This is a genomic window from Prolixibacter bellariivorans ATCC BAA-1284 (assembly GCF_000621705.1).
In the GTDB taxonomy this organism is placed as follows: domain Bacteria; phylum Bacteroidota; class Bacteroidia; order Bacteroidales; family Prolixibacteraceae; genus Prolixibacter; species Prolixibacter bellariivorans.
In genome coordinates this window covers 103,010-127,095 of sequence record NZ_JHXO01000007.1, presented here as the reverse complement: position 1 = coordinate 127,095, position 24,086 = coordinate 103,010, and the positions used below count along the sequence as shown (strand labels likewise).

The 24,086-nt window shown below is 43.6% G+C and carries 22 protein-coding genes; 5 read left to right on the top strand and 17 right to left on the bottom strand.

The genetic code is table 11. From position 1 onward, the window contains the following. Nucleotides 1-15: 15 nt before the first annotated feature. The 5 genes from T426_RS0108395 to T426_RS0108375 are packed head-to-tail and all read right to left on the bottom strand — an operon-like array spanning nt 16 to nt 2,999. Nucleotides 16-1,311 carry a CoB--CoM heterodisulfide reductase iron-sulfur subunit A family protein gene (locus T426_RS0108395; protein WP_025865772.1) on the bottom strand — a complete coding sequence of 432 codons (1,296 nt, stop codon included), beginning with the start codon at nt 1,309-1,311 and terminating at the stop codon, nt 16-18. Nucleotides 1,312-1,340: 29 nt separating this feature from the next. Continuing rightward, nucleotides 1,341-1,736, bottom strand: a complete 396-nt coding sequence (locus T426_RS0108390) for a hydrogenase iron-sulfur subunit (protein ID WP_025865771.1) — start codon at nt 1,734-1,736, stop codon at nt 1,341-1,343. 20 nt (nt 1,737-1,756) lie between these two features. Next, nucleotides 1,757-2,008 carry a sulfurtransferase TusA family protein gene (locus T426_RS0108385; protein WP_025865770.1) on the bottom strand — a complete coding sequence of 84 codons (252 nt, stop codon included), beginning with the start codon at nt 2,006-2,008 and terminating at the stop codon, nt 1,757-1,759. Nucleotides 2,009-2,022: 14 nt separating this feature from the next. After that, nucleotides 2,023-2,559 carry a DsrE/DsrF/DrsH-like family protein gene (locus T426_RS0108380; RefSeq protein WP_199898698.1) on the bottom strand — a complete coding sequence of 179 codons (537 nt, stop codon included), beginning with the start codon at nt 2,557-2,559 and terminating at the stop codon, nt 2,023-2,025. Nucleotides 2,560-2,576: 17 nt separating this feature from the next. After that, nucleotides 2,577-2,999 (bottom strand): DsrE family protein, encoded by a 423-nt coding sequence (locus tag T426_RS0108375; RefSeq protein WP_025865768.1) that lies wholly within the window; start codon nt 2,997-2,999, stop codon nt 2,577-2,579. A 176-nt stretch (nt 3,000-3,175) separates the two neighbouring features. On the opposite strand from T426_RS0108375, the gene T426_RS0108370 reads away from it, so the two are divergent. The 3 genes from T426_RS0108370 (at nt 3,176) to T426_RS23155 (ending at nt 5,620) form a co-directional block, all read left to right on the top strand. Further along, complete coding sequence (locus T426_RS0108370) at nt 3,176-3,856, top strand: Crp/Fnr family transcriptional regulator (RefSeq protein WP_027585527.1); 681 nt, start codon at nt 3,176-3,178, stop codon at nt 3,854-3,856. A gap of 195 nt (nt 3,857-4,051) precedes the next feature. Further along, entirely contained in the window at nt 4,052-4,681 is a 630-nt protein-coding gene (locus T426_RS0108365; protein ID WP_025865765.1) for a hypothetical protein, read from the top strand. A gap of 162 nt (nt 4,682-4,843) precedes the next feature. Next, the gene (locus T426_RS23155) at nt 4,844-5,620 is read left to right on the top strand and encodes a glycoside hydrolase family 16 protein (protein WP_025865764.1); all 777 of its coding nucleotides are present in this window, start codon (nt 4,844-4,846) and stop codon (nt 5,618-5,620) included. Between the two features lie 9 nt (nt 5,621-5,629). On the opposite strand, the gene T426_RS0108355 is transcribed toward T426_RS23155, so the two are convergent. From T426_RS0108355 to T426_RS0108305, 10 genes are all read right to left on the bottom strand, one after another. Beyond that, a complete protein-coding gene (locus tag T426_RS0108355) occupies nt 5,630-6,859 on the bottom strand; it encodes a M48 family metallopeptidase (RefSeq protein WP_025865763.1) in 1,230 nt (409 codons plus the stop codon). Between the two features lie 64 nt (nt 6,860-6,923). Then, nucleotides 6,924-7,925, bottom strand: a complete 1,002-nt coding sequence (locus T426_RS0108350; RefSeq protein WP_025865762.1) for a DUF6340 family protein — start codon at nt 7,923-7,925, stop codon at nt 6,924-6,926. After that, nucleotides 7,925-8,959: a DUF6340 family protein gene (locus T426_RS0108345; protein WP_027585526.1), complete on the bottom strand. Its 1,035-nt coding sequence runs from the start codon at nt 8,957-8,959 to the stop codon at nt 7,925-7,927. Before T426_RS0108345 ends, T426_RS0108350 begins: the two co-directional genes overlap by 1 nt. A gap of 53 nt (nt 8,960-9,012) precedes the next feature. After that, complete coding sequence (locus T426_RS0108340; RefSeq protein ID WP_025865760.1) at nt 9,013-10,080, bottom strand: DUF6340 family protein; 1,068 nt, start codon at nt 10,078-10,080, stop codon at nt 9,013-9,015. Nucleotides 10,081-10,207: 127 nt separating this feature from the next. Then, on the bottom strand, nt 10,208-12,289 hold the full coding sequence (locus tag T426_RS23150) for a hypothetical protein (RefSeq protein WP_036985398.1): 2,082 nt from the start codon (nt 12,287-12,289) through the stop codon (nt 10,208-10,210). 128 nt (nt 12,290-12,417) lie between these two features. Further along, a complete protein-coding gene (locus T426_RS0108330; RefSeq protein WP_027585525.1) occupies nt 12,418-13,548 on the bottom strand; it encodes a universal stress protein in 1,131 nt (376 codons plus the stop codon). 616 nt (nt 13,549-14,164) lie between these two features. Next, nucleotides 14,165-14,830: a DUF2490 domain-containing protein gene (locus tag T426_RS0108325; protein ID WP_025866005.1), complete on the bottom strand. Its 666-nt coding sequence runs from the start codon at nt 14,828-14,830 to the stop codon at nt 14,165-14,167. A 12-nt stretch (nt 14,831-14,842) separates the two neighbouring features. After that, the gene (locus T426_RS0108320) at nt 14,843-15,520 is read right to left on the bottom strand and encodes a DUF4956 domain-containing protein (protein WP_081782536.1); all 678 of its coding nucleotides are present in this window, start codon (nt 15,518-15,520) and stop codon (nt 14,843-14,845) included. After that, nucleotides 15,517-16,281 (bottom strand): polyphosphate polymerase domain-containing protein, encoded by a 765-nt coding sequence (locus T426_RS0108315; protein ID WP_036985411.1) that lies wholly within the window; start codon nt 16,279-16,281, stop codon nt 15,517-15,519. Before T426_RS0108315 ends, T426_RS0108320 begins: the two co-directional genes overlap by 4 nt. A 530-nt stretch (nt 16,282-16,811) precedes the next feature. Continuing rightward, the gene (locus T426_RS0108305) at nt 16,812-18,275 is read right to left on the bottom strand and encodes an aminoacyl-histidine dipeptidase (RefSeq protein ID WP_025866001.1); all 1,464 of its coding nucleotides are present in this window, start codon (nt 18,273-18,275) and stop codon (nt 16,812-16,814) included. A 170-nt stretch (nt 18,276-18,445) separates the two neighbouring features. On the opposite strand from T426_RS0108305, the gene T426_RS0108300 reads away from it, so the two are divergent. Together T426_RS0108300 and T426_RS0108295 are read left to right on the top strand one after the other, a co-directional pair. Next, on the top strand, nt 18,446-19,141 hold the full coding sequence (locus T426_RS0108300) for a porin family protein (protein ID WP_025866000.1): 696 nt from the start codon (nt 18,446-18,448) through the stop codon (nt 19,139-19,141). 143 nt (nt 19,142-19,284) lie between these two features. Continuing rightward, nucleotides 19,285-21,066, top strand: coding sequence for an SLC13 family permease (locus T426_RS0108295; RefSeq protein ID WP_027585522.1), 1,782 nt, complete (start codon nt 19,285-19,287; stop codon nt 21,064-21,066). Nucleotides 21,067-21,073: 7 nt separating this feature from the next. On the opposite strand, the gene T426_RS0108290 is transcribed toward T426_RS0108295, so the two are convergent. After that, nucleotides 21,074-22,972: a SpoIIE family protein phosphatase gene (locus tag T426_RS0108290; protein WP_025865999.1), complete on the bottom strand. Its 1,899-nt coding sequence runs from the start codon at nt 22,970-22,972 to the stop codon at nt 21,074-21,076. A gap of 57 nt (nt 22,973-23,029) precedes the next feature. Further along, nucleotides 23,030-23,884, bottom strand: coding sequence for a PfkB family carbohydrate kinase (locus tag T426_RS0108285; protein ID WP_025865998.1), 855 nt, complete (start codon nt 23,882-23,884; stop codon nt 23,030-23,032). Nucleotides 23,885-24,086: the final 202 nt, after the last annotated feature.

Genomic DNA, 24,086 nt, shown 5'->3' with positions numbered 1-24,086 from the left:
CACTGATACAATCATTTACTCAACTTCCGCAAGATAACTGGCTGCTTCGGATGACGCCGATCCGGCAGATAGGATTGAATCCGGAATATCCATTGGTCCGGAAGCAGCACCTGCCACAAACACACCGTCGATATTCGTCATAGCCGGACGTTTCAGTTCATCGATTTGCTTCACGTACCGATAATCATCAAATTCCAGTTTCTGGGTCTTGAAAACCTGACCGATTTCGTCGTTGGCCAAAATTCCTACTGAAAGCACCACCATATCGTGCTCGACCTCTTTCACCTGGCCGGTTTCAATATCATCGTACCTCAAAATGAGGTTACCATTCTCTTTTTCAGAAATTTTACCGATTTTTCCTTTCACAAATTCAACACCCATACCTTTGGCAGTTTCGTAGAATTCGTTGAATCCTTTACCAAACGAGCGAATATGCAAGTAGTAAATGGTTACATCGGCCATGGGTAATGCTCCCATCAGTAATTGTGCCTGCTTGATGGAATACATGCAGCAAACCTGCGAGCAAATTGGATTTCCCACAGTATGGTCACGGGAGCCCGTACAAAGGACATACGCCAGGTTATCGGGCATTTTTCCATCACCCGGACGCAGAATCGTATTGAAAGGACGTGTCGGAGCCAGTTCACGCTCCATCTGCATGGAGGTGATAATATTTTTGTGTTTTCCATAACCGTAACGCGGCATCTTAATGGGATCGAATAGTTTGTATCCCGTAGCCACTACTACGCTTTTAAACTGATAGGTCTTCTCTTCAGGCTCCTGGGAAAAGTCGATTGCATCCGACGGACAAGCCTTTTCGCAGGCACCACACAACGAACAGTTTTCGATATCGATGGCAGCAATACGCGGATTGGCAATGCTAAACGGCACAAAAACCGCTTTCCGGCCAACCAGATCAAACTGGTACTGATCTTTCACTACTACCGGGCAAACTGGTTCGCATTCCTGACAACCCGTACAAGCGTCCTCTTTCACATAACGGGGATTGCGTAAAATACGGGCTTCAAAGTTCCGTTCGCCTTTCTTTTCAATTCCTTTTACCTCGCTACCGGTAAAGATGGTAATATTGGGATGCCGGGCTGTTTCCGATACTTTTGGTGTGGTAATACACGCAGCACAGTCGAGTGTAGGAAAAACCTTGCTCAGCAGAATCATTTTACCGCCAATCGAGAGTTCCTTCTCCACCAGAAGGACCTTGTAGTCCATCTTAGCCAAATTCAGCGCTGTTTCCTCGCCGGCAATTCCACCACCAACAACCAGTGCGTCGTATGTTAATACTTCGTTCTCCATGTTACATTTCTAATCGTAAAAAATTCCGTTTACGCCGGTGTTTTGGAAAGCGCTTCGTAAAAAGATTTCATGTGTTTTACAAACGGTTCGGCACACACCGAGCACAATGCCGCCATCTTCAAACGGGCCGGTTCAATCCCTTTTGCCTTCATCATCTCATGCGTTTGAGCAATAATGGCAGCTGTTTTATCGACACAACTTTCACCATAAGAGCAATCGGTTCCGTCGGCAGCAATAAAAACACCATCAAATCCCTGTTCGAAAGCATGCATAATCCACCGTGATTTCACTGAGCTGGAGCATCGTAACGGAATGGAATAAACGGTTGGCGGGTAATGCATTTTCAACAACCCCGCGAGATCAATCGCGGGGTCGGAAATCTTTTCCGTTGAAAACACTAAAATCTTGGGAGCTTTGTTCGCCATTTTAGTCTTTTGTTTAAAACTTACGCTTTGCGCAGATAAATTTTGAAAAAGCCTGATTCTTCGACGGTTCCCATGTATTCATGGTTTTTCTTGGTAGCCCATTTGGGAATATCCTTTTTGGTACCTTCATCGGCTGAAAGAATTTCCATTACTTCGCCTGATTTGATTTCAGCAATGGCTTTTTTGGCGGCCAACAGCGGACCTGGACAAGCAGTACCACGAGCATCAACAACTTTGTCTGCCTGAATTGCAACTAATTCTTCCTGTGACATAACTTTGAGTTTTATTATATGAATAATTGAATAGCACTCTCTTCTGCATCAGAGAGATAGGTTCCAACACCGCAGTAATCCAGCTTCGGATAGTCAATCATCTCATCCTTACTGAATCCCATCAGGTTCATCGACATCTCACAAATATTGATCTCGACACCTAACTCACCAGCTGTTTGAAGTAAATCTTCAAGAGAGGCTACGTTCTTTTTCTTCATCAATGACTTAAGCATGGATAAACCAGCTCCGGCCATGTTCATTTTCGATAGTTTTACATCAGAGGTGCCTTTCGGAAGCATGGCTCCAAACATTTTGGATGTCAATTCTTTTTTCTCAGCCCTTTTCTCTTTGTCGCGCAAAGCGGAAATAGCCCAGAAAGTGAAGAAAAGCTTTACTTCCATGTCCATCGCGGTAGCACCTGTGGCAATAATCATAGCAGCCAGAAGTTTATCGAGTTCACCTGAGAAAACGACCATCGAAAGTTGGTCCTTCTTTTTGGTGGCTTCCAGTTGCTTGATTCGACGTTCCAGTTCCAGTATTTTCTCTTCCACAATCAAACCCTCTTTAATTAAATGAACAAGTGTACGTCAGATTCCTGGGCCGCGGTGATGTACTCGCTGATACCTACGATATCGTCAACCAATTCGTTGAAATCCTCCAGTTTTTCAGCACCCCAGATTTTTCCCGCCAGGCCGCAAACATGAATTTTCACGTTCGAAATCTCTTTGGCATCGCGGAAAAACTCCAGCCAGGGATTCACATTCAGTGCTTTCAACGAATCCAGAAATTCTTGTTTCAGCTGAGGATTTTCGGCCATTTCCAGTTTCGTTGAATCTGCAGCGATATCTTTTCTGAAGGCACGTGCTCCTTGCAGAAGCACATAAATATCGACATCCATGTCATCGGCTGCTGCTCCGGTCAGTACCACCCCCGCTGCGGTGAGTTTATCGATACTTCCGGAAAAAAGCGCCATTGTCATTCTCTTAGGCATGATTCTCTTGCTTTAATAATTATGTAAACATTGACATATTAACAGGGGTAAAAGTATAGACATACACATCAGGGTAAAAAGAAATCGGTGTGAGGTTTATTTTGTTTCGGTGTGACATCGATCACATTTTTTGCTACATTTGGGGTCGTTAAGGTTTAGCAATAGTAGTTATTACCATGAGTCAGTGTCTGTGCCTGAATTGTAAAGTACGTTCGGCGGCAGCAAACCACCTTTCGATAGATGAGCTTGATCTGCTGGGGAAACGAAGTGTAGAAGTTGAGTTTGATAAGGATGAAGTCATTTTTAAGCAGGATGCATTTTCCAGTAACATTGTCTACCTGCGCGAAGGAATCGTAAAATTGACAATGCGGGGACATAACCGCGAACAAATTCTGAAAGTTTTAAAAGCTCCCACCTACCTGGGAATTCCAACGACCATCGGTGATAAGATAAACAACTACTCGGCCGTTGCCCTGACACCTGTTTCGTGTTGTTTTATCGACCGGGCTACCTTCAAAAGCTTTGTTGAATCGAATGGCAAATTTGCATACGAGATTCTGACCACCATCAGTAAAATTGAACTCCGACAGTTTCATAATTGTGTTAACCACATCCAAACGCAGGTTACCGGTCGCGTTGCCGGCATGCTGCTCGATTTTTCCAGAAATCTTTACGGGAGTAATCATTTTCAGTTAACGCTCACCCGGCACGATTTGGCCGATCTGTTAGGGACTTCCCGGGAAACGGTCAGTCGTATTCTGACAGATTTCGTTACCGAGAAATTGATAGAGGTAAAAGGGAAAGACATCACCATTTTAAATGACGAAAGGCTGGAAAAGATCAACCTGGCCGGATAATCCCCTCTCATTCTTTTCAAATACATTCTTTACTCCACTCGGGCTTCCTCTCGTTAACGCTGGTTAACAAAGTATAGGAAGCTTTAATACTTCTGCGTCCATCAATTTATTTCACCGTTTGTTGAAATAATCAAAAACACATTGCCACCATATAGCACAGAGCAAAAACGATGGATTCAATAAAATATAGTAGTCATGAAAAAGAAAGTATTATCGCTTTTCGTCATGCTGATTATCCTGACGATGGGCACTTCGGTTATGGCAGCTAGCCACTCAAAAGCTGCAAAAGACACGTTATCCTCATTCATTTATCCACCTCATATGATGGGCCCCGGAGTAATGCAACCAAACATGATGCTGGCCCGTCAAATGATGCGCCAACACCGGGGAATGATGATGCAGGGATACCACGGTCCGGCTTACCCGAATGTAATGAAACCCTATTTGTTTATCGTCAATCAGATTCCGGAACTCCGGCTTGAGCTATCGTTGTCGGACAAGGAATACGAAGAACTGGTTGACTTACGAACCGAATACCTTCAAAAGAAAGACGGTTTGGAAGGTGAACTTAGCAAGATGAACCAACTACTGCACAATGAGTTGATGAACAATGCGAATGACAAGACAGTGAAAGAACAACTCTCTTCCATTGCTGAAACAAAAACCAGTGTTATGATGGCGGCCTACTCCACGGTGGAAAAGATGAGAACGGTGATGAATTCAGATCAACAGAAAAAACTCGACCAGATGATCTACAAAATGTTAAAAGACAAAAAATCAAATAACAATGACCCCATGTTTTATCAGAGGCCATACTATGAATAAAGTTAAACGATGATTCCGGCCACTGGTTGTACATCCCGGCAGTATGTTTCTGGTAGAAGCATCTGTCGGGATTTTACATTTAACAGGAAAAATTAGATACACAACTAAATATTAATCAATCAAATCACTACTTTTGAATGAACCCAAACGAACCCAATCCTTATGAAACGCTTTCTTGTTTTACTTCTCTGCCTCTTTCCTTTGATTATCAATGCACAAGAATTACAACTGGTTTGGTCTGACGAATTTGATTACGAAGGCCTTCCCGACACTACCAAGTGGAACGATGAAACCGGCATGGTTCGCAACAACGAAGCTCAGTACTACACCGGTCATCGACTGGAAAATGCCCGCGTAAATGACGGAAAACTTATCATTACAGCACGAAAGGAACCTTTCGAAGGAGCTGAATATACCTCGGCAAGTCTGAACACAAAGAAGACCTTTAATTTCACCTACGGAAGAATTGAAGTACGTGCCCGGCTTCCCAAAGGACGGGGAGTTTGGCCAGCAATCTGGACACTTGGAAGTAATATAGACAGTGTGAGCTGGCCTGCTTGTGGTGAGATTGATATCATGGAATATGTTGGTTTCAATCCCGATACCATTTATGCCAACGTGCATACCCGTGATTATAACCACATGCTCGGAACTGGCCGGGGTGATAAAGTCCGCCACGAAAAACCATGGAAAGAGTTTCACGTATTTGCCGTTGACTGGTATCGTAATCAACTGGTCTTTTCCATAGAAGGCGTCCCCTACTTTACCTGCAAAGACAACGGCGAAGGTGAAGGTGCCTGGCCTTTTAACAAGCCGCAATTTTTACTTATTAACCTGGCCATTGGCGGCTCATGGGGTGGTCAGCAAGGAATAGATGACTCAATTTTCCCGGCCGAATACCAGATCGATTACGTGCGGATATACCAGTGGAAGGAATAAAAACACCAGCTACTTTTTTAGATTCTTCAAACGGGCCAACAACGGTGGATGCGAGTAATGGAAAAAAACATACGCTTTGTGTGGCGTCAGATTGCTCAGGTTTTTCACCGAAAGCTTTTTCAACGAATTCCCCAACGCTTCAGCCAATCCATAACTTGCAGCGAAACTGTCGGCCTGGTACTCGTTTTTCCGGGAAAAAACATTCATGCCCATCCCGATAAGGAAAGAAAGTGGCGTGTACAAAATTCCAAAAGCTACCAGTCCCACATGAAAACTTACCACATTCGCTCCCAAAGCCAAAGCGGGTTCCGGCTGACCAACGACAAGTGAGAAGATATACAGCATCACTGCCGTATTCAGCAACGACAATGATAAACCGAAAACAATATGCTTCTTCTTGTAATGACCTATTTCGTGTGCCAATACAGCCACAATCTCTTCGTTTTCCATCTCGTCCATTAGTGTATCATATAGCACGATACGTTTTTTCGCGCCAAAACCAGTAAAATAGGCATTCGCTTTGGTCGAACGTTTCGAGCCATCGATAACAAAAATATTGTCCAGTTTGAATCCTGCCCTTTCAGAAAAACGTTGAATAGCATCCCGTAACTCCCCGTCTTGCAGCGGCTTCTGCTTATTGAAAAGTGGAACTATCAATGTAGAGTAAAACATCGTCATAAACAGCGAGAAAGCTGTAATAACGATCAAGGTGTAGATCCAGAACATTCCCTGTGTCTGTTCGTAAATCCATACAATCAACGCCAGCAAACCACCCCCGATAACAGCAGCAAGCAACAAGCTTTTGATATGATCGAGGATGAAAGTCTTCACGGTAGTTTTATTAAAACCAAACCGCTCTTCGATAACAAAGGTGCTGTACCAACCAAATGGCAAAGTAAGGATATCGGAAGCAAGGCCAATGATGCCAAAAAACAACAAAGCCAGCCAAATAGGATTGGTTGTCCACTGCCTCAGGTAATTATCGAGCCAACCAAAACCGCCAAAGGCAAACATCAGGATAACCACAAAGAAACTCAGAGTAGCTGTAATCAGAGAGAACCGGCTTTTAGCCTTTTCATATTTCTGTGACCGGGCATATTGTTCCTCATTGTATATTCCCTTCAGCTCGTCAGGGAGATTGACTGATAAAGAGTTTGAATTCAGGTATTCGAGGTAACGTTCAAAAACAAAGTCAAGAACAATGATTACCAAGATGATATAATAAACAGAATTATGCATCGAATGTAAAAATTGATTTGTGCGGAGCGAATGTACAAAATATCACATTCCACAACAACCAACATCAACCGCCAAACTGCTTTTTCAGCTTTCGCTGCTGTTGCAAGCGTGTAGCCAGGATATTAATGTAGTCCATGCATTTCTGCTTATGGTCTTCGTTATTGTACACATGATATGATTTGGAAGCCCATTCGAGTGCCAATTCAAGATGACCGAGCATTTCGCAGGCCAAAGCCATATTGTAAGTCGCCTTTGCTTCGATGTTTTTATTATCGCTTTTGGCCATCTTCGTCCAGATTTCAGCGGCTTCCTCCCATTGATTTTTCACGACCAGACTATCGGCTCTTTTCATCTCTTCGTTACCCGAATAATAAATCAAACGGTCAGTCCATCTCCAGGAAGGAACAAACAACATAGCCACCCGGATACCATTGTTTTCGCCATACTTTTCAAGCACGTTGACAAAAGTTTTCGGGTATCTGTTGTTTTTCTCATAAGCAATTATTTCCGCCCGGTTAGGAATCCAGAGCATGGTATCGGCGTATATTTTCCAATACGTGTTTGAACCTCCAAGTGTATTAAAGAAACTCCACCGTGAGCCCAGAACCACCCGTTTTACGAGCTGTTTATTAGTGCTGTTATCACTTATCCAAACGGTATCAAGACCAACCAGAGCCTGAACTCCCATGGAATCACAAAAAGCCGACATTTTAGAGCGCAAAACGGAATCGGGTAACGCCAGTCCTTTCGGGAAAAAGTCAAGCCCGTCGTGTACTACAGCAACATGATGAAAGTACTGAACACTGTCTGTTTGTGATTCAAATCCTTTCAGACTGGTAGCAGCATAGCAGTTGACGACGCTATCTGCATTCGTCTTGAATTCAATTCCATTCGAGACTGGATTCCGGTGAAAATCGACCAAAGCGAGGTTCACAACACTATCGGGCAACGAAACGACGGCAGGCTCCATCACCTGCATATCGACAAATCCAAAATTATTGGTCGTATAACACCCCGAAAACAAGAAAACAACTAAAATACTCAATAATAGATGTTTAGGTTTCATTATTTCATTTGTTGGTTTAGTCTGGAAATTTGTTTTTGGCGGGCCAAAAGAACAGCGAGGTACTGTCCCGCCACAGGACCATATCGTTTACCATCCATCGATTTCACCGCTTTTGATGCCCAACTAACGGCTAAATCCATTTGGTTCATCATTTCGGCAGCAACAGCCAGGTTTAGTTCTGCAATTCCACGGTTTTTAGCACCCTGAACCGAAGCAAGCCGGTTCCAGATAGCCGCAGCTTCCTCCCATCGGTTTTTCTGCGCCATTTGCGTGGCTTTTTTCCATTCATCACCGGAAGGGGTCACAATGGTACGGTTGGCCGTTGCCCACAAAGGTCCCATATGATGGGCATATTGCTCTCCGGCAATTTGAGCAGCCATTTCGACCGCTGCTTTTCGGTCCGGATTCACTTTCTTCATATCCAGATTGCCATATTGGTCGTAGCGCTCCCAAACCAAATTGTCAGTATAGCGAAAATGGTCGACTGGCTTGTCCTTTCCCGGTAGGTAAAGTGCCCAAAGCGCATTGATTTTCACACTGGATTCTCCTGAATCATCTCGCACTCCCGGGGTTACTTTGGAATAGAAATAGCTCAGCATTTCCAGCGCCACCAGCCCGTCAACATGGCTTTCCTGACATATTTGTGTTACAAAATTAGGCGACAAGGGCAAAACATGCTTACCACGATGTGGTCGAATGGCATTGTACGGATACGTCACAATCGTATCGTAACGTCCCGTAGCCAGTATTTTCTTCTGAAGATTGCCTAATGCGGAATGGACTGCCAAGCTATCAAGCCCCTCATTTTGCTTTTCAGAGGCCTTTTTTAGCTTATAATTGAAACTATAGTAATTACCCAGTGTATCGACGTCGTATTTAAAATTACGGGCTATAAACGCCAAATCTCGCATATGTGCAGGAAGCGTCACCTTGCCGGGTTTCAGTACTTCGATGGGAACCAATTGAGTGGTGGTACATGAAGCAAAAACAAGTGTGCTGGCCACTATCGCCAAAATAAACCGACATGTTTTCATGATTTCAGTATTTATTTTGACCGGCGAGTTTAGTCCCCTACCTGACCTAATGATTAATCGGTCTCTTTCTCTTCGTCGATCTGATTCAGTAATTTTCTTCGTTTGTCCAGTGTTCTGAGATATTCGTCTGTTTGGTGCCGGTAGTAAGTCTTGTACGACTTCACTCCCCATGCAATCGCTTCTTCGATATCGCCGTTCATTTCATTGGCCAGCGCCAGATTAAACTCCACCTTACTCCTTCTGCTTTTTGAGCCAACATCGGCATACTGTTCCCAAATCTTTTGAGCTGCCTCCCAATCACCCTTTTCTGCCAAAGGAATGGCTTTATCAATATCTTTCTGCCCGGTCGCGAACATGTGTCTGCGCGCATCCTTCCACTGTGGAGCGATTTTGCGAGCCAGATCCTGCCCGGTAACTACTCCGCCTTCTATCAGTGCTTCCTTTATCGACGGCAGTTTGTAGTACATCTCTTCGGCTGTGTATCCGTAAGAATCCCAGAAAATTGTATCGGTAACATCGAAAGTCCTAATTCTTTCACGATGTTTCGGATCGTAAAGTCTCCACCTGGAGTGATACGTAAGATCTAATGCTCCATAATAGGTTTCGACCATATTACCGGAAAAATCCTGTTCATAACCGCTGTCGAAATCGGTGTTGATCTCCTCACTGAAACTTTCCAACACCAGAAGAGCATCGGTATTGAAGTTTTGGCACATAGTCGATACGAACTCCCAATCCAGAGGCTCGGGGCTAATGGTCGAAGGCAGGAAGTTCGTCAGATTTTTTTCCTTGGGAATAACCACATCAAACCGTCCGGAATTGAACAATTGATGTGCTGCCACCTGAATTACCGTATCAGCAGCAATGCTATCGCGAAGTGTAGTATCCAACTCCAAATGACGGTCAGACAGCAACTGTTCCAGCGAATCACGATCCCAGTTTTTAAAATCAGGTGTCATGCTCCGGTTAAAAACCGTCAGACTTTGAATGGAATCGGGAACATAGGAAGGTGGCGGCTGAAGCAGCTGGATATTAACCGTCCGGACAGCCGAGCAACCACCAAGCAAGGAAACACCTATCAGCGCAAAAAGAAAATAAAATATGAGGCGGGTTCTATTCATCTGACACCTATTCAAGAATCTTTTTATTATACCTATAAATATATATTCAATTAAACAACAAATAGTTTAATTACATCAATTAAAGAATTAACTCAAGTAGAAAAATCTGATTGAATCAATACTTTCGTCAATAGCTACCCCAATAGCGGCGTAAAAACCACTCTATTGCCAGCAAAATCACCAACAGGAACAAAACGAACTCATAACGAATGGCATCCATCATCACTACTTCTTCCGTTCTTTCGCTCTTACTTTGCAGGAGTTTCTTCATATTCGGAAACAACTGTGCCAATTGAGAAGCATAATAAGCCTTGCCTCCCGAATATTCCGCCATCGCCTTCATCACCTGCTGATTTGCCCGGGTTTCCAGCATTTCAGTTTGCGTGGCCATCACCTCAAAATCACCGGATTCCTTCAGCGAATCTGTCCCAACCTTCGCAATAGCAGAAAAATGATAGCTTCCCGGCGTTAAATGCCCCGCATCCAACTCATATCCATCATCACCTTCCGTGAAAACGTAATGAAATAATTTACCAGCATCATCAGTCAAATCCAATGTAACGGCGGAATTACGCACCGGTTCATATATCGCGTTGAACAAGGTGGCCGAGAAACGAACCGTCTCGTTGGCCAAAACCATCCGGTTGAAGTGAACATTGAACTGATCTTCATTCCGCTTTAACGCAAGATACCGGGCAGTGTTAACAATCCAGTCATTAAAAAGACCTTCGTTTCCGTCGACTGACATAGCCGAAATTCGCCATTTCCAGATTCCTTCACCAGCTAAAATAGCTTTTTTAATACCTTTCTGCTCCCCCATGACCAAGGCCGGATTCTCATCGTTTTTTCCTGTCTGGTAGAACATGGTTTCCATGAAGGGCTCCACTTCCGTCTTTCCTTCCGGGACAACCAAAGGCATTTGCGTACCCAGCCATTCATTTAGCCGTATATCCGGATGGAACAAGCCAAAGCCGGGGTTAATCTTCATCTGAACGTCTGCCAACTGTTCATTTCCACCAACAATTTTCATACCAGTATTTAACTTATTAAAAGCCGAAATACTGCTTTTAGCTCCCAGAATAAACCAACGGGAAGTCCGTGAATCGATGAAACGTTTCAGATGAGAAATTCCGGCTCCTCCTGTTCCAGGTAACTGATAAAAGATGAGTAAATTAAACTTCTGCGGTGAGTAATCCTCAAAATGAGCGAACGGAGCCACCACCACTCTGAACTGCGGATCGGATTCCAGCGCATCGGTCAGTGCACCAATGTCGGGATGAGGTGCCCCGGCCAATATCAAAATTTTCCGCTGATTATTCAGCACATCAATGGTGAGTATTCGCGTATTATTGGCAATATTTTGCTCTCCTGCGACCGGATTCACCTGAATTTTGTAATGCTGCAATCCCGGCTTATCGCTTTTTACCCGAAAGGATTCCTGAAGAAAAACGGAAGGTCCGGTAATCCGAATAATCCGCTGCCCAACTACTCTCCCGTTTTGTGTAATGGAAATGCGATTTTGCCCAGGTTGCAAACCTTGTCCGCTAATCTCTACTTCCACCGGAAACGCTTTTCCCGGAAAGGCAGTTGGATTGGCCCGCACCCGGCTTATTCGTAAATCACTATGCAATGTTGTATCTCCCTCCAAAACAGAATACACTGGATATCCAAGCGTTTTAACGAGGTTGACCGGATTCTGTCCGGCATTGTAAATTCCGTCGCCAATAACCAACATAGCCGCCGGCTTCTCATAAGCGTGTTGCCCCGCAACCGTCTGAATTGCATCTGAATAATTTGACAAATTACCTTTGTAATCAGGGCTGGTTTCCTTCTGAACAGAATCGGAAAACGCGTACCACTTCAAATCAGCTACACCTGAAAGTTCAGAAGTCAATTGATCTTTCAGCGAATCCAAAGCAGAACGAATCTTCACCGAATCCGGATGATTGAGCATGGAGGAGGAATTATCCTGCAAAACCAAAATCAATGGTTTATTCTTCACTCTCTTCTTTAGCTTAATCACAGGCGAAAGCAATAAAAATGTCATCAGAAAGAGCACTGCAAACCGCAATCCTTTCATCGACCATAACTGCAATCGGCTCAGATTATCGAATGCATCACTGGTACGATAAAGCAACCGAGTTAAAAACCAAGCTAATGCCAGACAGAGAAGGATAAATATTTCGGGATATGCTGTTGAGAAAATCACACCTGTCAATCATTCGTTAAGACACAAAAATAAAAACAAACCATCATTCCGAACATAAAAAAGGGCTACATTATCAGCAGCCCTCAAGTTTAAGTTCAGTTTATTCATTTAATAAACTATTATTCAACCTATTCCTTTGAATGAAAAACCAAGAGCGGTATAGTGGTCTGGAACAATAACTCACGGGCCACACTCGGCTTCAGAATAGAGGTAAGCAGATTCCGCTTATGTGTTGTAAGTGAAATAACATCAATCTCTTTGTCCTTGATATATTGCTCGATACCTTTTACCTGATTATCATTCTTGATTAAATCGAAATCCATGGGAATATCTTCCGGAATTCCGGCATACTTCTCTTTAAAATGATTTAAATCGTAGTTAGCAAAAGGATTTTCATTCGTCGTATCGATATGTACCACGTGAATATGCACATCCAGAGGCCGGGCGATATTCAGTAACATCCGGATAGCCGGACCGTCCGACTTATCAAAGTTTGTCGCATACATGATGCGCTTAAACATCTCATCCTTGTAAACGGAATTTTCAGGAATAGCCAGCACCGGAATCTTCGCTTTCTGCATAATCTTGGCTGCTACACTACCATACCAGTAGTCTGACCGCGATTTTCCCTTGGCGCCGAGAACAATCAAATCAAAATTTTCGCTGTCCGACAGTTCCAGAATAGTTTCTTCAGCAATCCCCCCCACCAATCGTGTTGTCAAAGTAATATCCATTAGGTTTTTATCTTCCATATACTTCCGGAGGTCGCCTACAAATTTTGTCATTCCCCTGGTGGCATGTTCCTCTATTTCATTAAGTGCATCGGTAACACTGCTCGGATAGATGTAGGTATTGTCGTATCCCCATGGACTAACAATCGGATTAAAAAAGGCATGAACCAATACCAGTTCGGCCTGCTTTTGTTTCGCCACATGCACAGCGTACTTTGCAGCATTAAGCGCAAAAGCGGAAAAATCTATCGGCACAAGAATTCGCCGGATGGCAGAAACCATATCGTCTGGTTCCTGGAATTCGGGCCCGTACTTTTTATTTACCTGGTCGATGATTTCCAAAGCTTTTTCCACATCTCCTTCCCTGACCTGAAGTTCAACCCGGTTGTGGGCTTCGGCACGGATAGCATAGCGCAATCCCTGATTCAGAATGCAGCTTTCGATACCGGCCGAATCGAGCCAACCTTTCATCAGGTAAGCACGGTGCAGATAGCTAAAACGGGCAACGGTAACCAACTTATCAGACATAGCTTTAGAATTTAGAGTTTACGGATTCAAACGGCCGCACATGGCTGTATTTCAAAAAGTGAAGAACGCTTCTGCTTCGCTCAGCCCTGCGGCTACTATAAATTTACCAAAATACATTATGAAAACCAACTGAAAACGAGGAAAGAAAAGGGCATCCACATCATTCAGTCATCTAATTTTTCTGTTTGTTCTCTTATGAAGTATATACAAAACAACCTTTATGTTTTCCTCATAAACATTTGTTTTCCGGTCTTCATGATTGTAAACGACCAAACGAGAATTGTTGTTGAAAATCAATTCGATATTTAACAAAATTTAGTTGGGGTACACTGCATATTGACAAACAGCAATAATTAAAACAATTAATATTGTATTAAATTACTATTCTGACAATTAACAAGGTATTATAAACAATTAGATTAAGTAATATTGAAGTATTATGGCACGCCTGCCAGTGAAACAAAAACGAGCAAATTGTTGAAGACATTCCCCTGAAGAATAGCTTGTAAAACGAACAGAAGGAATACCGCAAAATAGTCTTGCATCCGCTGAGATCCGTTTTTGCCACCGGCCAAAAACAACAATACGCCCGGGCATCCAATTCATCGAAAGGTTCTCAAAGACGGTAGGTGTACGATAGGCCGGTAATAAAATCACGGTCGGGTTTCGACACGTTAAATTCCTGCTGCAAACTGAAAAACAAGCTGAAGCGATTCTTCTTATTCAACGAGAATTTGGTTCCAAGAGTGTATCGAAATTTATTGAATTCACCGGAATTTTTCCCATGTAGCTGATAGTACAACTCACCCGAAAAATAGGGGTCCCACCGACTGTCGCGAATATGATATTCCACTTCGCCTTTTTGTCGCAGGAATGAACTGTCATCGTTCCCTCCGGCAATGAAATCATCTTCGTTGGTATAGCGCAAACGATAAGACAATTCCACACTTTTTATTTCGTGGCTTACCTCAGCATCAACAATAAAACGGTGAAGCGTTCGCCAGGCATTGTCTTTATCCCGATCCTTTGTGAATCTGTACCCCGCCCCCATGCTTAACCAGTCCGTCACATCATAACCGGCGCTCAGTTCAGTAAAGTAACGTCCAAGAGTTGAAACGTTATCGGAGAAACGAAATTCCTCATTTAATTCGAATTTCCATTTGTGAAAATCTTTACGAACGCCGGCACTCGTCCAGATTCCATAATTGTCGGCTGCAACCACAGGCGCTGTACCAAACAGGAAAAGAACCAGCCCTGCGAATGTGATGATGATTTTCTTCATAGCAAAAGAAACTTAGGGCTTGCGGGAAGCCTTTTCCTGGTAAGGATGATAAAAGATGGTAATTTCAGCGGTATCGCGAAGAAAGTTGATGTCACCCACTTCAATTCGATTGATTTCCAAACCCGTTCTTTCTTCCAAATCAGCCAATAAAGCACCGTAATTTTCCGGCTTAATCAGTTCTATGCGTTCGTAAATAACCGTTTTCTGCGTCTCCTGACGGTTGGACCACAAACGCTCCATTGCCCAGGTTACCGCAATAATGGCAACGTTGGTCATAAACAACTCGGCATAACTTATTTCCGCACCCGCCAAAGCATTGATGACCGAAATCGCAATGATCACAAAGAGAAAAGTCATCTCTTTGATGGGAATGGTATCCGTTCGGTAACGAAGAATACCAAACACAGCAAACAAGCCCAATGCAAAGCCAATTTCCAGCTTAACACTTTCCAACAGGAAGGAGATGAAAAACACGGTTGTGCCAATCAGAATGTACGTAAAATAGTACTCCTTCCGGCGGGAAATACGGTAGTAGAGGTAACGGCCAATAATTGTTATTACCAGTAAATTAAACAGGAAACGGAGCGCTAACTCCAGTGTGTCCGGTCCGTTTAACCACTCAATTCCGAACAAATCGGCGACTGGCAAAAACAAGGGAACCGAAGTGATCAATGGCAAAATAGTCGTCATGATGAGTGTCTAGTTAGTTTATTCAGCAGCCGGATTTTCTGTTTCATCCGATTAATTTTCCTGTCGGGATATAACATCGAAACTCCGATACAATATTTTGAAAAGCCAATTGGCCTGATTCCATGTCTGCGTAAAATGCGGGTAAATCCGACATGCCGGCTGAACTGCTCCTGTTTCAACTCAATTACCGCCAAATCACCAAGTGCCTGCCAGTTCTCCTTATCAGTTGAAAAAAAGATGTCAGTATCAATCGTAATTCGTTCATTTACGGTTCTATGAACTAACGAAACCCGCTTAAACCTATTATACAACTTAGTTTCCAGATCTTCCCGATTATAAGGCGTTTGTTGCATTACAAATTGCTCTTCCACCTCATTTTCTTCTGGAATATGTTCCTGGCGGGAAATGCGCTTTTTAATGGTCCGGTTGCGGTTCATTTTAAACTTTGATTCCAAAAATCGCATTCCCGTAAGGGGATATTCCCGGAAACGGATCTTGTACCGATTCAATTTGCCATTAACATGCGCATTGAACATCGCAAAATCCGGCGTATCGAGGTAACGTGTCCGATACGGCAGATTCCTCTCTCCTTCGATACTCAGAACCTGGTAATCCGACCAAGTTTCCTCCATAATTTCTTCCAGTTTATCTACAGAAACCACAAATTTTGAATCCACGCGGTTCATCAAACGTGCCTTATCCGCCGCATCCAAACTAATGGGCTCAAAATGATTGAGTAAAGACTGTAAATCAACTGACATTCCTGACCATTTTTTATCATTCAAAGATGCCTGATTTATTTAACATCAAAAAAAATATCGGCGGAAAACCGCATTTGAAGGCAAGAGAAAATGCATCATCATTTATTTTTGCCGGAAAACCCCGTTGCAATTAATAAAAGAAATAAAAATACGACCTGTTACCTCTTGTTTTCATGCATATAAAACATGCCTTAATTTTTAAAACTTGTTTTTGAACATAAAAGTTTTGGATGCGTGCGCAGAAAAACTTTACTATTTTGCGCATTCATTAAAAAGCTGTTTTATTGTTTGGGATTTCCAAAAGCAATGAAAATAATCGTTGCCGGTTATCTTTTCATAATTCAGAATATTACCATAACTCAGTTAAAGTATTGGTAAGTCGAAAATATTCAACATCGTTTCTAAATGATGGCTGTATCGACTAAACAGTCATCGGTTTTTATGCTTTGGTGTTTTTAGTTTATGATTAGGACAAGAAAGGGGACTGAATTACTTCAGCCCCCTTTTCGTTTTTCGGTAATGTTGTTTCCTTATTTCTCTTCCGGAATTTTAATCAGTACTTCAACCAACAAATCCCAGAATTTAGTCACTGTTTCAATTTCAAGCTTCTCATCAGGTGAGTGCGCCCCGCGGATGGTCGGTCCAAATGAAATCATGTCCATCGACGGATACTTATCCAGAAATAATCCACATTCCAACCCTGCATGAATCGAACGAACAATCGGCTCCTGCTTAAAAAGCTTGCTGTAAGCCGTCCGGGTAATATCCATGATTTCCGATTCGGGATTCGGTGTCCAGCCCGGGTAACCGTCGCTATGACGAATTTTGGCGCCGCCCAACTCGAAAACGGCTTTCACCATGGCAGCTGCATCCTCTTTGCCGCTGTTCAAATCACTTCGCTGACTGGTCGTCACCTCAATTTGATTACCTTCCTTGAATTTCACGGATGCCAGGTTCGTTGATGTTTCCACCATTCCCGGCATACGGAAGCTCATTCCAAGTACACCGTGCGGACAGGCATACAACGCCTGAAGGAACTTCTGCTGAGTTTCATTATCCATTACCGTTGGGGCAGCTTCGGTGCTTTCGAGCTCCAACTTCAGTTTCGGCTCAGTAATCGCCAATTCGTTCTGCACGGTTGAACGGAAAACATTAAAATCAGCGGTTAATTGCTCCTTTTTATCCGAAGGCACCAATATAACAGCAAAAGCTTCACGAGCAATCGCATTACGTAAGTTTCCGCCATCGAACGAAGCGAGACGTGCTCCGTATTTCTGCGTAGCGCCCCATATGAAGCGGTTCAGTATTTTGTTGGCATTTCCCCTACCCTTATGAATATCATCTCCTGAATGACCACCTAACAGTCCGGTTACCGATAATTTAACAGCAAACATCCCGGCAGGAGAAGCTTCCGGTTGATAGTTAAATGTGGCAACTGTGTCGACACCACCAGCACAACCGATGAATAACTCACCTTCGTCCTCCGAATCGAGATTCAAAAGAATTGAGCCGCTCAAAAATCCGGGCTGCAAAGCAAACGCACCAGTTAGTCCAGTCTCTTCATCTACCGTAAAAAGAGATTCAATCGGGCCGTGCTCAAAATCTTTAGCCGTAAGAACCGCCATAGCGGCAGCCATACCAATTCCACAATCGGCACCGAGTGTGGTACCTTCGGCCGTTACCCACTCACCATCTACATAGGCTTTGATCGGATCCTTTTCAAAATCATGTTCGGTATCGGAATTCTTCTCACACACCATATCGATGTGCGACTGCAGAATAACCCGTTTTACCTTTTCTTTTCCGGAAGTAGCCGGTTTGGAGATTAAAACATTTCCTGCCTCGTCCGTTTTTGCATCCAAATTATGTTTTTCAGCAAATTCGAGCAGGAACTGAATAATCTGCTCCTCCTTTTTCGAAGGCCTGGGAACCTGGCAAATGTCTTCAAAATAGTCCCATACAGGCTGAGGAGAGAGCTTATTTAACTTTCTCATGGAAGTAGTATTTTTGATTTCGTAATGGAACGAAAGTACAAATTCGCCGGGGAATGACAGGAATCAATCGTTAAAATTGTTAAATTGCCCAACGAAAATTAAGACAAGACACAAGACAATAGCATGTATTGTTTATTCGTTTATCTCTACAAACATTAATTTTTAATCTTATGAAACGACTACTTCTGTCATTCGTATTGGTGGCTCTGACCACCTCGCTGTTTGCTCAACTACCGATCAGCCTTGGTATTAAGGGAAGTATCAACTCTACAAAAATTACGACCGACAATGCCATTGCCGGCGCATCAAGCTACACCCTCAATGACCTGAAGGCAGACGCAGCTAACGGTTTCAATGTTGGTGCTTTTCTGCGACTGAAACATAACAAGGTTTTTCTTCAGCCTGAATTGCTGTACAGTGTGCAAAAAGGAAAAACAACTTATTCAATTCCTACCTCTACAACGCAAAGTGGTTTGGAAGGAGCTGTCACACAGCACATGGATGTGAAGTCCGTTCAGATACCGTTGTTGCTTGGTGTTAAAGTACTCGACCTGAAAGTTGCTTCTGTTAACCTGATGACTGGCCCTGCCATGTCGTTTATCCTGGACGGAAGTGAAATCACACTCAATAAAACAGATGGTGTTGCAGTTGACCCAAGTCTGTACGACCCGAGCAACTTCAAAAACAACACCTGGGACTGGCAGGCAGGCGTCGGTGTCGATGTAGCTATGTTGTCTCTTGACGTGCGTTACGCATGGGGATTGACCAACGTATCAGAAGGTGTCTCCAACAATGATCCGACAGTTATTGGCTTTAAAAACAAAGGCAACACACTGACCTTGTCACTGGGCATCAGATTATTCTAAGAAGACATTTCATACAAGAAATATGACGGCCGGATTTATTCCGGCCGTTTCTTTTGTAAACCTTACCGAAAAAGGCATACAGGTAATCACATATTGTTAAAATATTATATCTTCACATTTCGAAGATCAACTGAACCTGGATTTTGAATTTCGAAGTACTCATAGTATTTGTTGTCCTGGCATTCATATTGATATCCCTGTACTTTGAGATACTGGGACCATCATTTACATTTGTTATTGCCATCTCTGTTCTGGGCGTTTCGCGCATTCTAACTCCGGCCGAAATCCTCAGCGGGTTTGCGAATGTACAGTTGGTCGTCATTCTGCTCCTTCTTTTGCTTGGTGACATCATCCGGCAAACGCCCATCATGGAAATGATTTTCGACAAGGTGTTCAAGGGGGCACGAACGTACCGGGGTTTTATGCTCAGAATGATGACGCTGGTCGCCGGATTTTCAGCCTTCCTGAACAATACGCCGCTCGTAGCCATCATGATGCCATACGTACATCACTGGAGTAAACGAAACAATACTTCGCCTTCCCGGTTATTGATTCCACTTTCGTATGCAGCTATTCTGGGAGGTTGTGCCACACTAATTGGTACTTCCACCAACCTGATTGTAAACGGAATGGTGCTCGACCAGGAGATCATTCCCGGCCTGCCTTCACTCGACATGTTCGATTTTTTCCCGGTAGGTTCTGCCATGGCAGTCATCGGGATTGCCTATATGCTCTTATTTAGCAAGAAATTACTGCCGGAACGAAAAGATGCTATGTCCCAGTTTCGTACAAGGAACAGGGAATATATTCTGCAAACACAGATTAACGAGGGCTCACCCCTTGCGGGGAAAGATATCCGGAATGAAAACCTCGACAGACTGAAAGGATTGTACCTGGTAGAGTTAATTCGTGACAATGAGCGTATTCCGGCCATTTCGCTCACCACACAACTTCGTGTAAACGACCAGTTGGTTTTTGCCGGTGATACCGAAACCATTGCTGATATCATCACACAAACGGATTCAGGTCTTTCATTTCCAACACTTGGTTCGTTGCAGGACAGCAAAAAGAGTGAAGTGGTAGAAGTAGTTATTTCGCACAACTCTTCCCTTATCGGGAAAACCGTTATGGAGGCCAATTTTCGTGGGCGTTACGACTCGGCGATTATTGCCATTCACCGTAATGGAGAACGAATTTCGGGTAAGATTACCTTCCAGAAACTGAAAGCGGGTGACGTTCTTTTGCTCTTTGTGGGAAAAAGCTTCGAAAGCCGTTCGGCCGGCACACTCGACTTTTATTACATCTCAAAAGTAAAAGCTTTCAGGAAACTTGAAAAGTGGCAGTATTTTGTCCTTTTCGGTGGAACCGGACTGGCCATATTGCTTTCAGCGTTGCGATTGGTGCCCTTGTTTACTTCGCTGTTGGTACTCATTATCCTCATTAACATGCTGAAGATTTATCCGCCGAAAGATATTCCCAAGAGTATCGATTACGAACTGGCCATGGTCATCGCATTATCACTTGCGTTGGGAACTGCCATGCTGAAAACCGGTGTTGCAGAAATGCTGGCGAATAGTCTTATCTCCATCTTCTTACCTTTCGGGAAAGTGGCCCTTTTGGCGGGAATATACCTGATAACATCATTATTGGCCAACCTGATAACCAATAAAGCTGCAGTGGCGCTTATATTCCCCATTTCATTAACCATGGCATCAAATCTGAGTTTGCCACCGCAACCGTTTATTCTGGTAGTAGCTTTCGCTGCCGCAGCCAACTTCATGACACCAATCGGTTACCAGACCAACCTGATGGTTTATGGTCCGGGGGGGTATTCTTTCCGCGATTTCTTCAAGATTGGTTTTCCGCTCACATTGCTTTACATGGCTGCAACGGTAGCCATATTAGGGCTCACTTATCTGAGGTAAACTCCTTCTAGCTTATATTTCCAAAGTACCGAACAGCCAACATGGTAGTATCGTCTCTTTGTTCAAGTCGGCCACGGAATGAAAGCAATGCTTCCAGGATGCGCTCCACCATCTCTTCCGGTTCAACCTGCCCTATCTGAGCAATTTCGTAACGCAACCGATCCTGTCCGAACATTTTTCCTCCTTCATCATGCTCCTCGGTTACACCATCGGTATAGGTAATCAGCATTTCTCCTGGTTTAAAGACCATTTTCGTCTCATCAAACGTTTGACGGGGCATTACTCCTACCGGGATACCATGTGAATGTTCAAGAATTTCTACAGAACCATCTCTCCTAAGCAGATAAGGATGCGGGTGACCGGCATTACAGTAGGTAAAAGTCCCGGTCGATATTTCCAAAACAGAAAGGAAAACAGTCACAAACATATCCGATTCGGCATCAGAGCATAACTCTTCATTCAGGCGTTCCATAATACTGCTCACCTTCATGTCCGCATTGGCAATTCCCCGCATCAATGTTCGCGTCATTACCGAGAACATAGCTGCCGGAATACCTTTCCCAAGCGTATCGCAAATCGAAATACACAATTTATCCTCATCCAGGAAAAACACATCGAACAAGTCACCTCCAACAGAACGGGCCGGAATTAGCTTTCCGAAACAATCAAACTCTTTCCTATCGGGAAAAATGGGAAACCTGGACGGTACAATGCTCATTTCGATGGAACGAGCCAGCTCCAATTCCCGGTCGAGTTCTTCCTGGTCTCTTCGACTCTGAGCCCATCGCGCATGGTAATTCTCCATTCGCTGCTTCATGTGCGCTAAACCTCCAGCCAGCACTTCAAACTCGTTTCCAACTACTTCCAATGGGTCACCTTCTTCTTCCATAATTCTGCGCGCTTCATCGGCCAGTTGCGTGATAGGCGTTGTTACCGAACGCGATAGCAAAATGGTAACTGATACCATCACACCGGTTCCGATCAATACCAGGAACATCACCAGGATAATGACCTTTCGCAACTCACTCAACAACTCAGAATAGGGAACCAAAACCATCATTAACCAGCCATTTTCAGTCACCGGCCAGTAAACAGCCGTGGCACGTCGTCCGCCATAACAAACCGGATTTAACAGCGTTTTTCCGCCAACACCCCGTGAAATAATTCGTTTTATTTTGCTGAGATCGCCCAGTGAAAAACAATGGCTCAGTGTATCGACATTCTCATTAAGAAAGGCCGGTTGGGGATGATATACCACTTTTCCTTCCGAAGAAAAAAGAATAGGAAAACCACTTTTATAAATTTTAATTCCTGAAAGTTCGCTATAAACCTCCTCCAAAGACATCACTGCACATGCAATGGCCGGTACTTCCCTTCCGTTTTTCTTCACACGAAACGGAATAGCGTAGGCAATACATTGTGTTTTATGCCCCTCCACCCAAAATGGCTCGGACCAACCTGCCTTACCCGAAACAAAAACCTGGTGGTACCAGTCCTGTAATTGAGCACACATCGGCAGATCGCTGCTTGAACCGACGATCGCTGAATCTTTCCGATAAAAAAAATGATTAACTTCTTCCGAGCTATTGAGATTTTCCTTCAGCTGAACAGCTTCCAGATGAGGATTTGACTTTAAAACAAGCTGCAGCAGATCTTCCATCTCCTGCTCATTATCCATCTGCTTAGTACCTGATTCAATGATTTCTGCCGATTTACGTGCATGTACAACTGCATCGTTCACCAGCAGGGAAGCAGTATGTGTAACCGTTTGAGCCCGGTCTGCTAAACCGTCAAGAATGGTGTCGCGTGTAAAACGATAACCAATAGCCACAATCAGCATGGTTAGGGTAAAACCAGCCAGTAACAGATAGAAACTTAGGTGAAAAGCAATATTTTGATTTTTCATAGAAATCCAATTGACTTCTCTAAAATTATGAAAATCAAAATTAACTTCAAATTATAATTATTGCATCCAAACCCGTGTACCGGCAAATTGACAGGAATGAGCAGCCACCTCCGCCGCTTTTTCGAGAGCGGGAACAAAATCGTGGAAACGGTTTAAATAGTAGGCAAACGCTCCGTGGAAAATATCTCCGGCGCCCAGCGTATCCACTGGTTTAACCTCAGGAACAGGCAACTCAACCACATCAAAGCCGTCTTTATACAAGATAGGTTTCCCTCCACGGGTAATGGCCATGTGACGAATTCCTTTCTCCGACAGGTAGCTAAAAAGCTCCTTTTTGCCCGAACACCAGGGCGGCATAAATTTTTCTGAACAGATCGCGTAGTTCACGTGCGGCAGCAGTCGTTCAATTCCATCCTTCCAGCTACCTCCGTCCAGAATGACAGGAATATCACGTCTTCTGGCTTCACAGGCTACCTCATGTGCTTTCTGCATATAAAAACCGTCGAGAAGGACGAAATCAAACTGATTCTCCTCCATTAAACCACGACTATCAAAACTGACGTCGTATTCAGCCGGCTGGTTGGTAAAGATGGTTCGATCGCCATTTTCCGATGTTGTTACAACCGAAGTGATTACCGGCTTTTCCTCCCGATGAGCCGCTAAATCGTGATGTTCGATATTGAATTTGCGTAAATCTTCCTGTAAAAAGGAATTAAAAATATTTTGACCAAAAGCCGAAACCAGATGGGCTCTTCCTCCCAAATGAGAGTAAGTGACAGCGGCGTTAGTAGCGGGTCCACCTATCAGTATATCGGGTGCATCGTGCGATTTAACTTTATTGTCAGGTCTGGGAAACTGATCAACAATATGATGGATATCTATCGTGGTCAAGCCTAAGAATAAGCCTTTCATGATGTAACAAAAATGATACAATTAAAATTCAGCCGCGAATATAGAAAATAAAAAGGCCGCCAATCATGACGAGCTTCCGAAACTGCATCAAAAACATATTTTTTAACAGCGGCCCAATCTATTTATAGATATTTAAATGTTAGCAAACGCATTCAACTAGCGCATTGCCCGGAACCAAACCGGTTTATCCGAACAAAAAAGG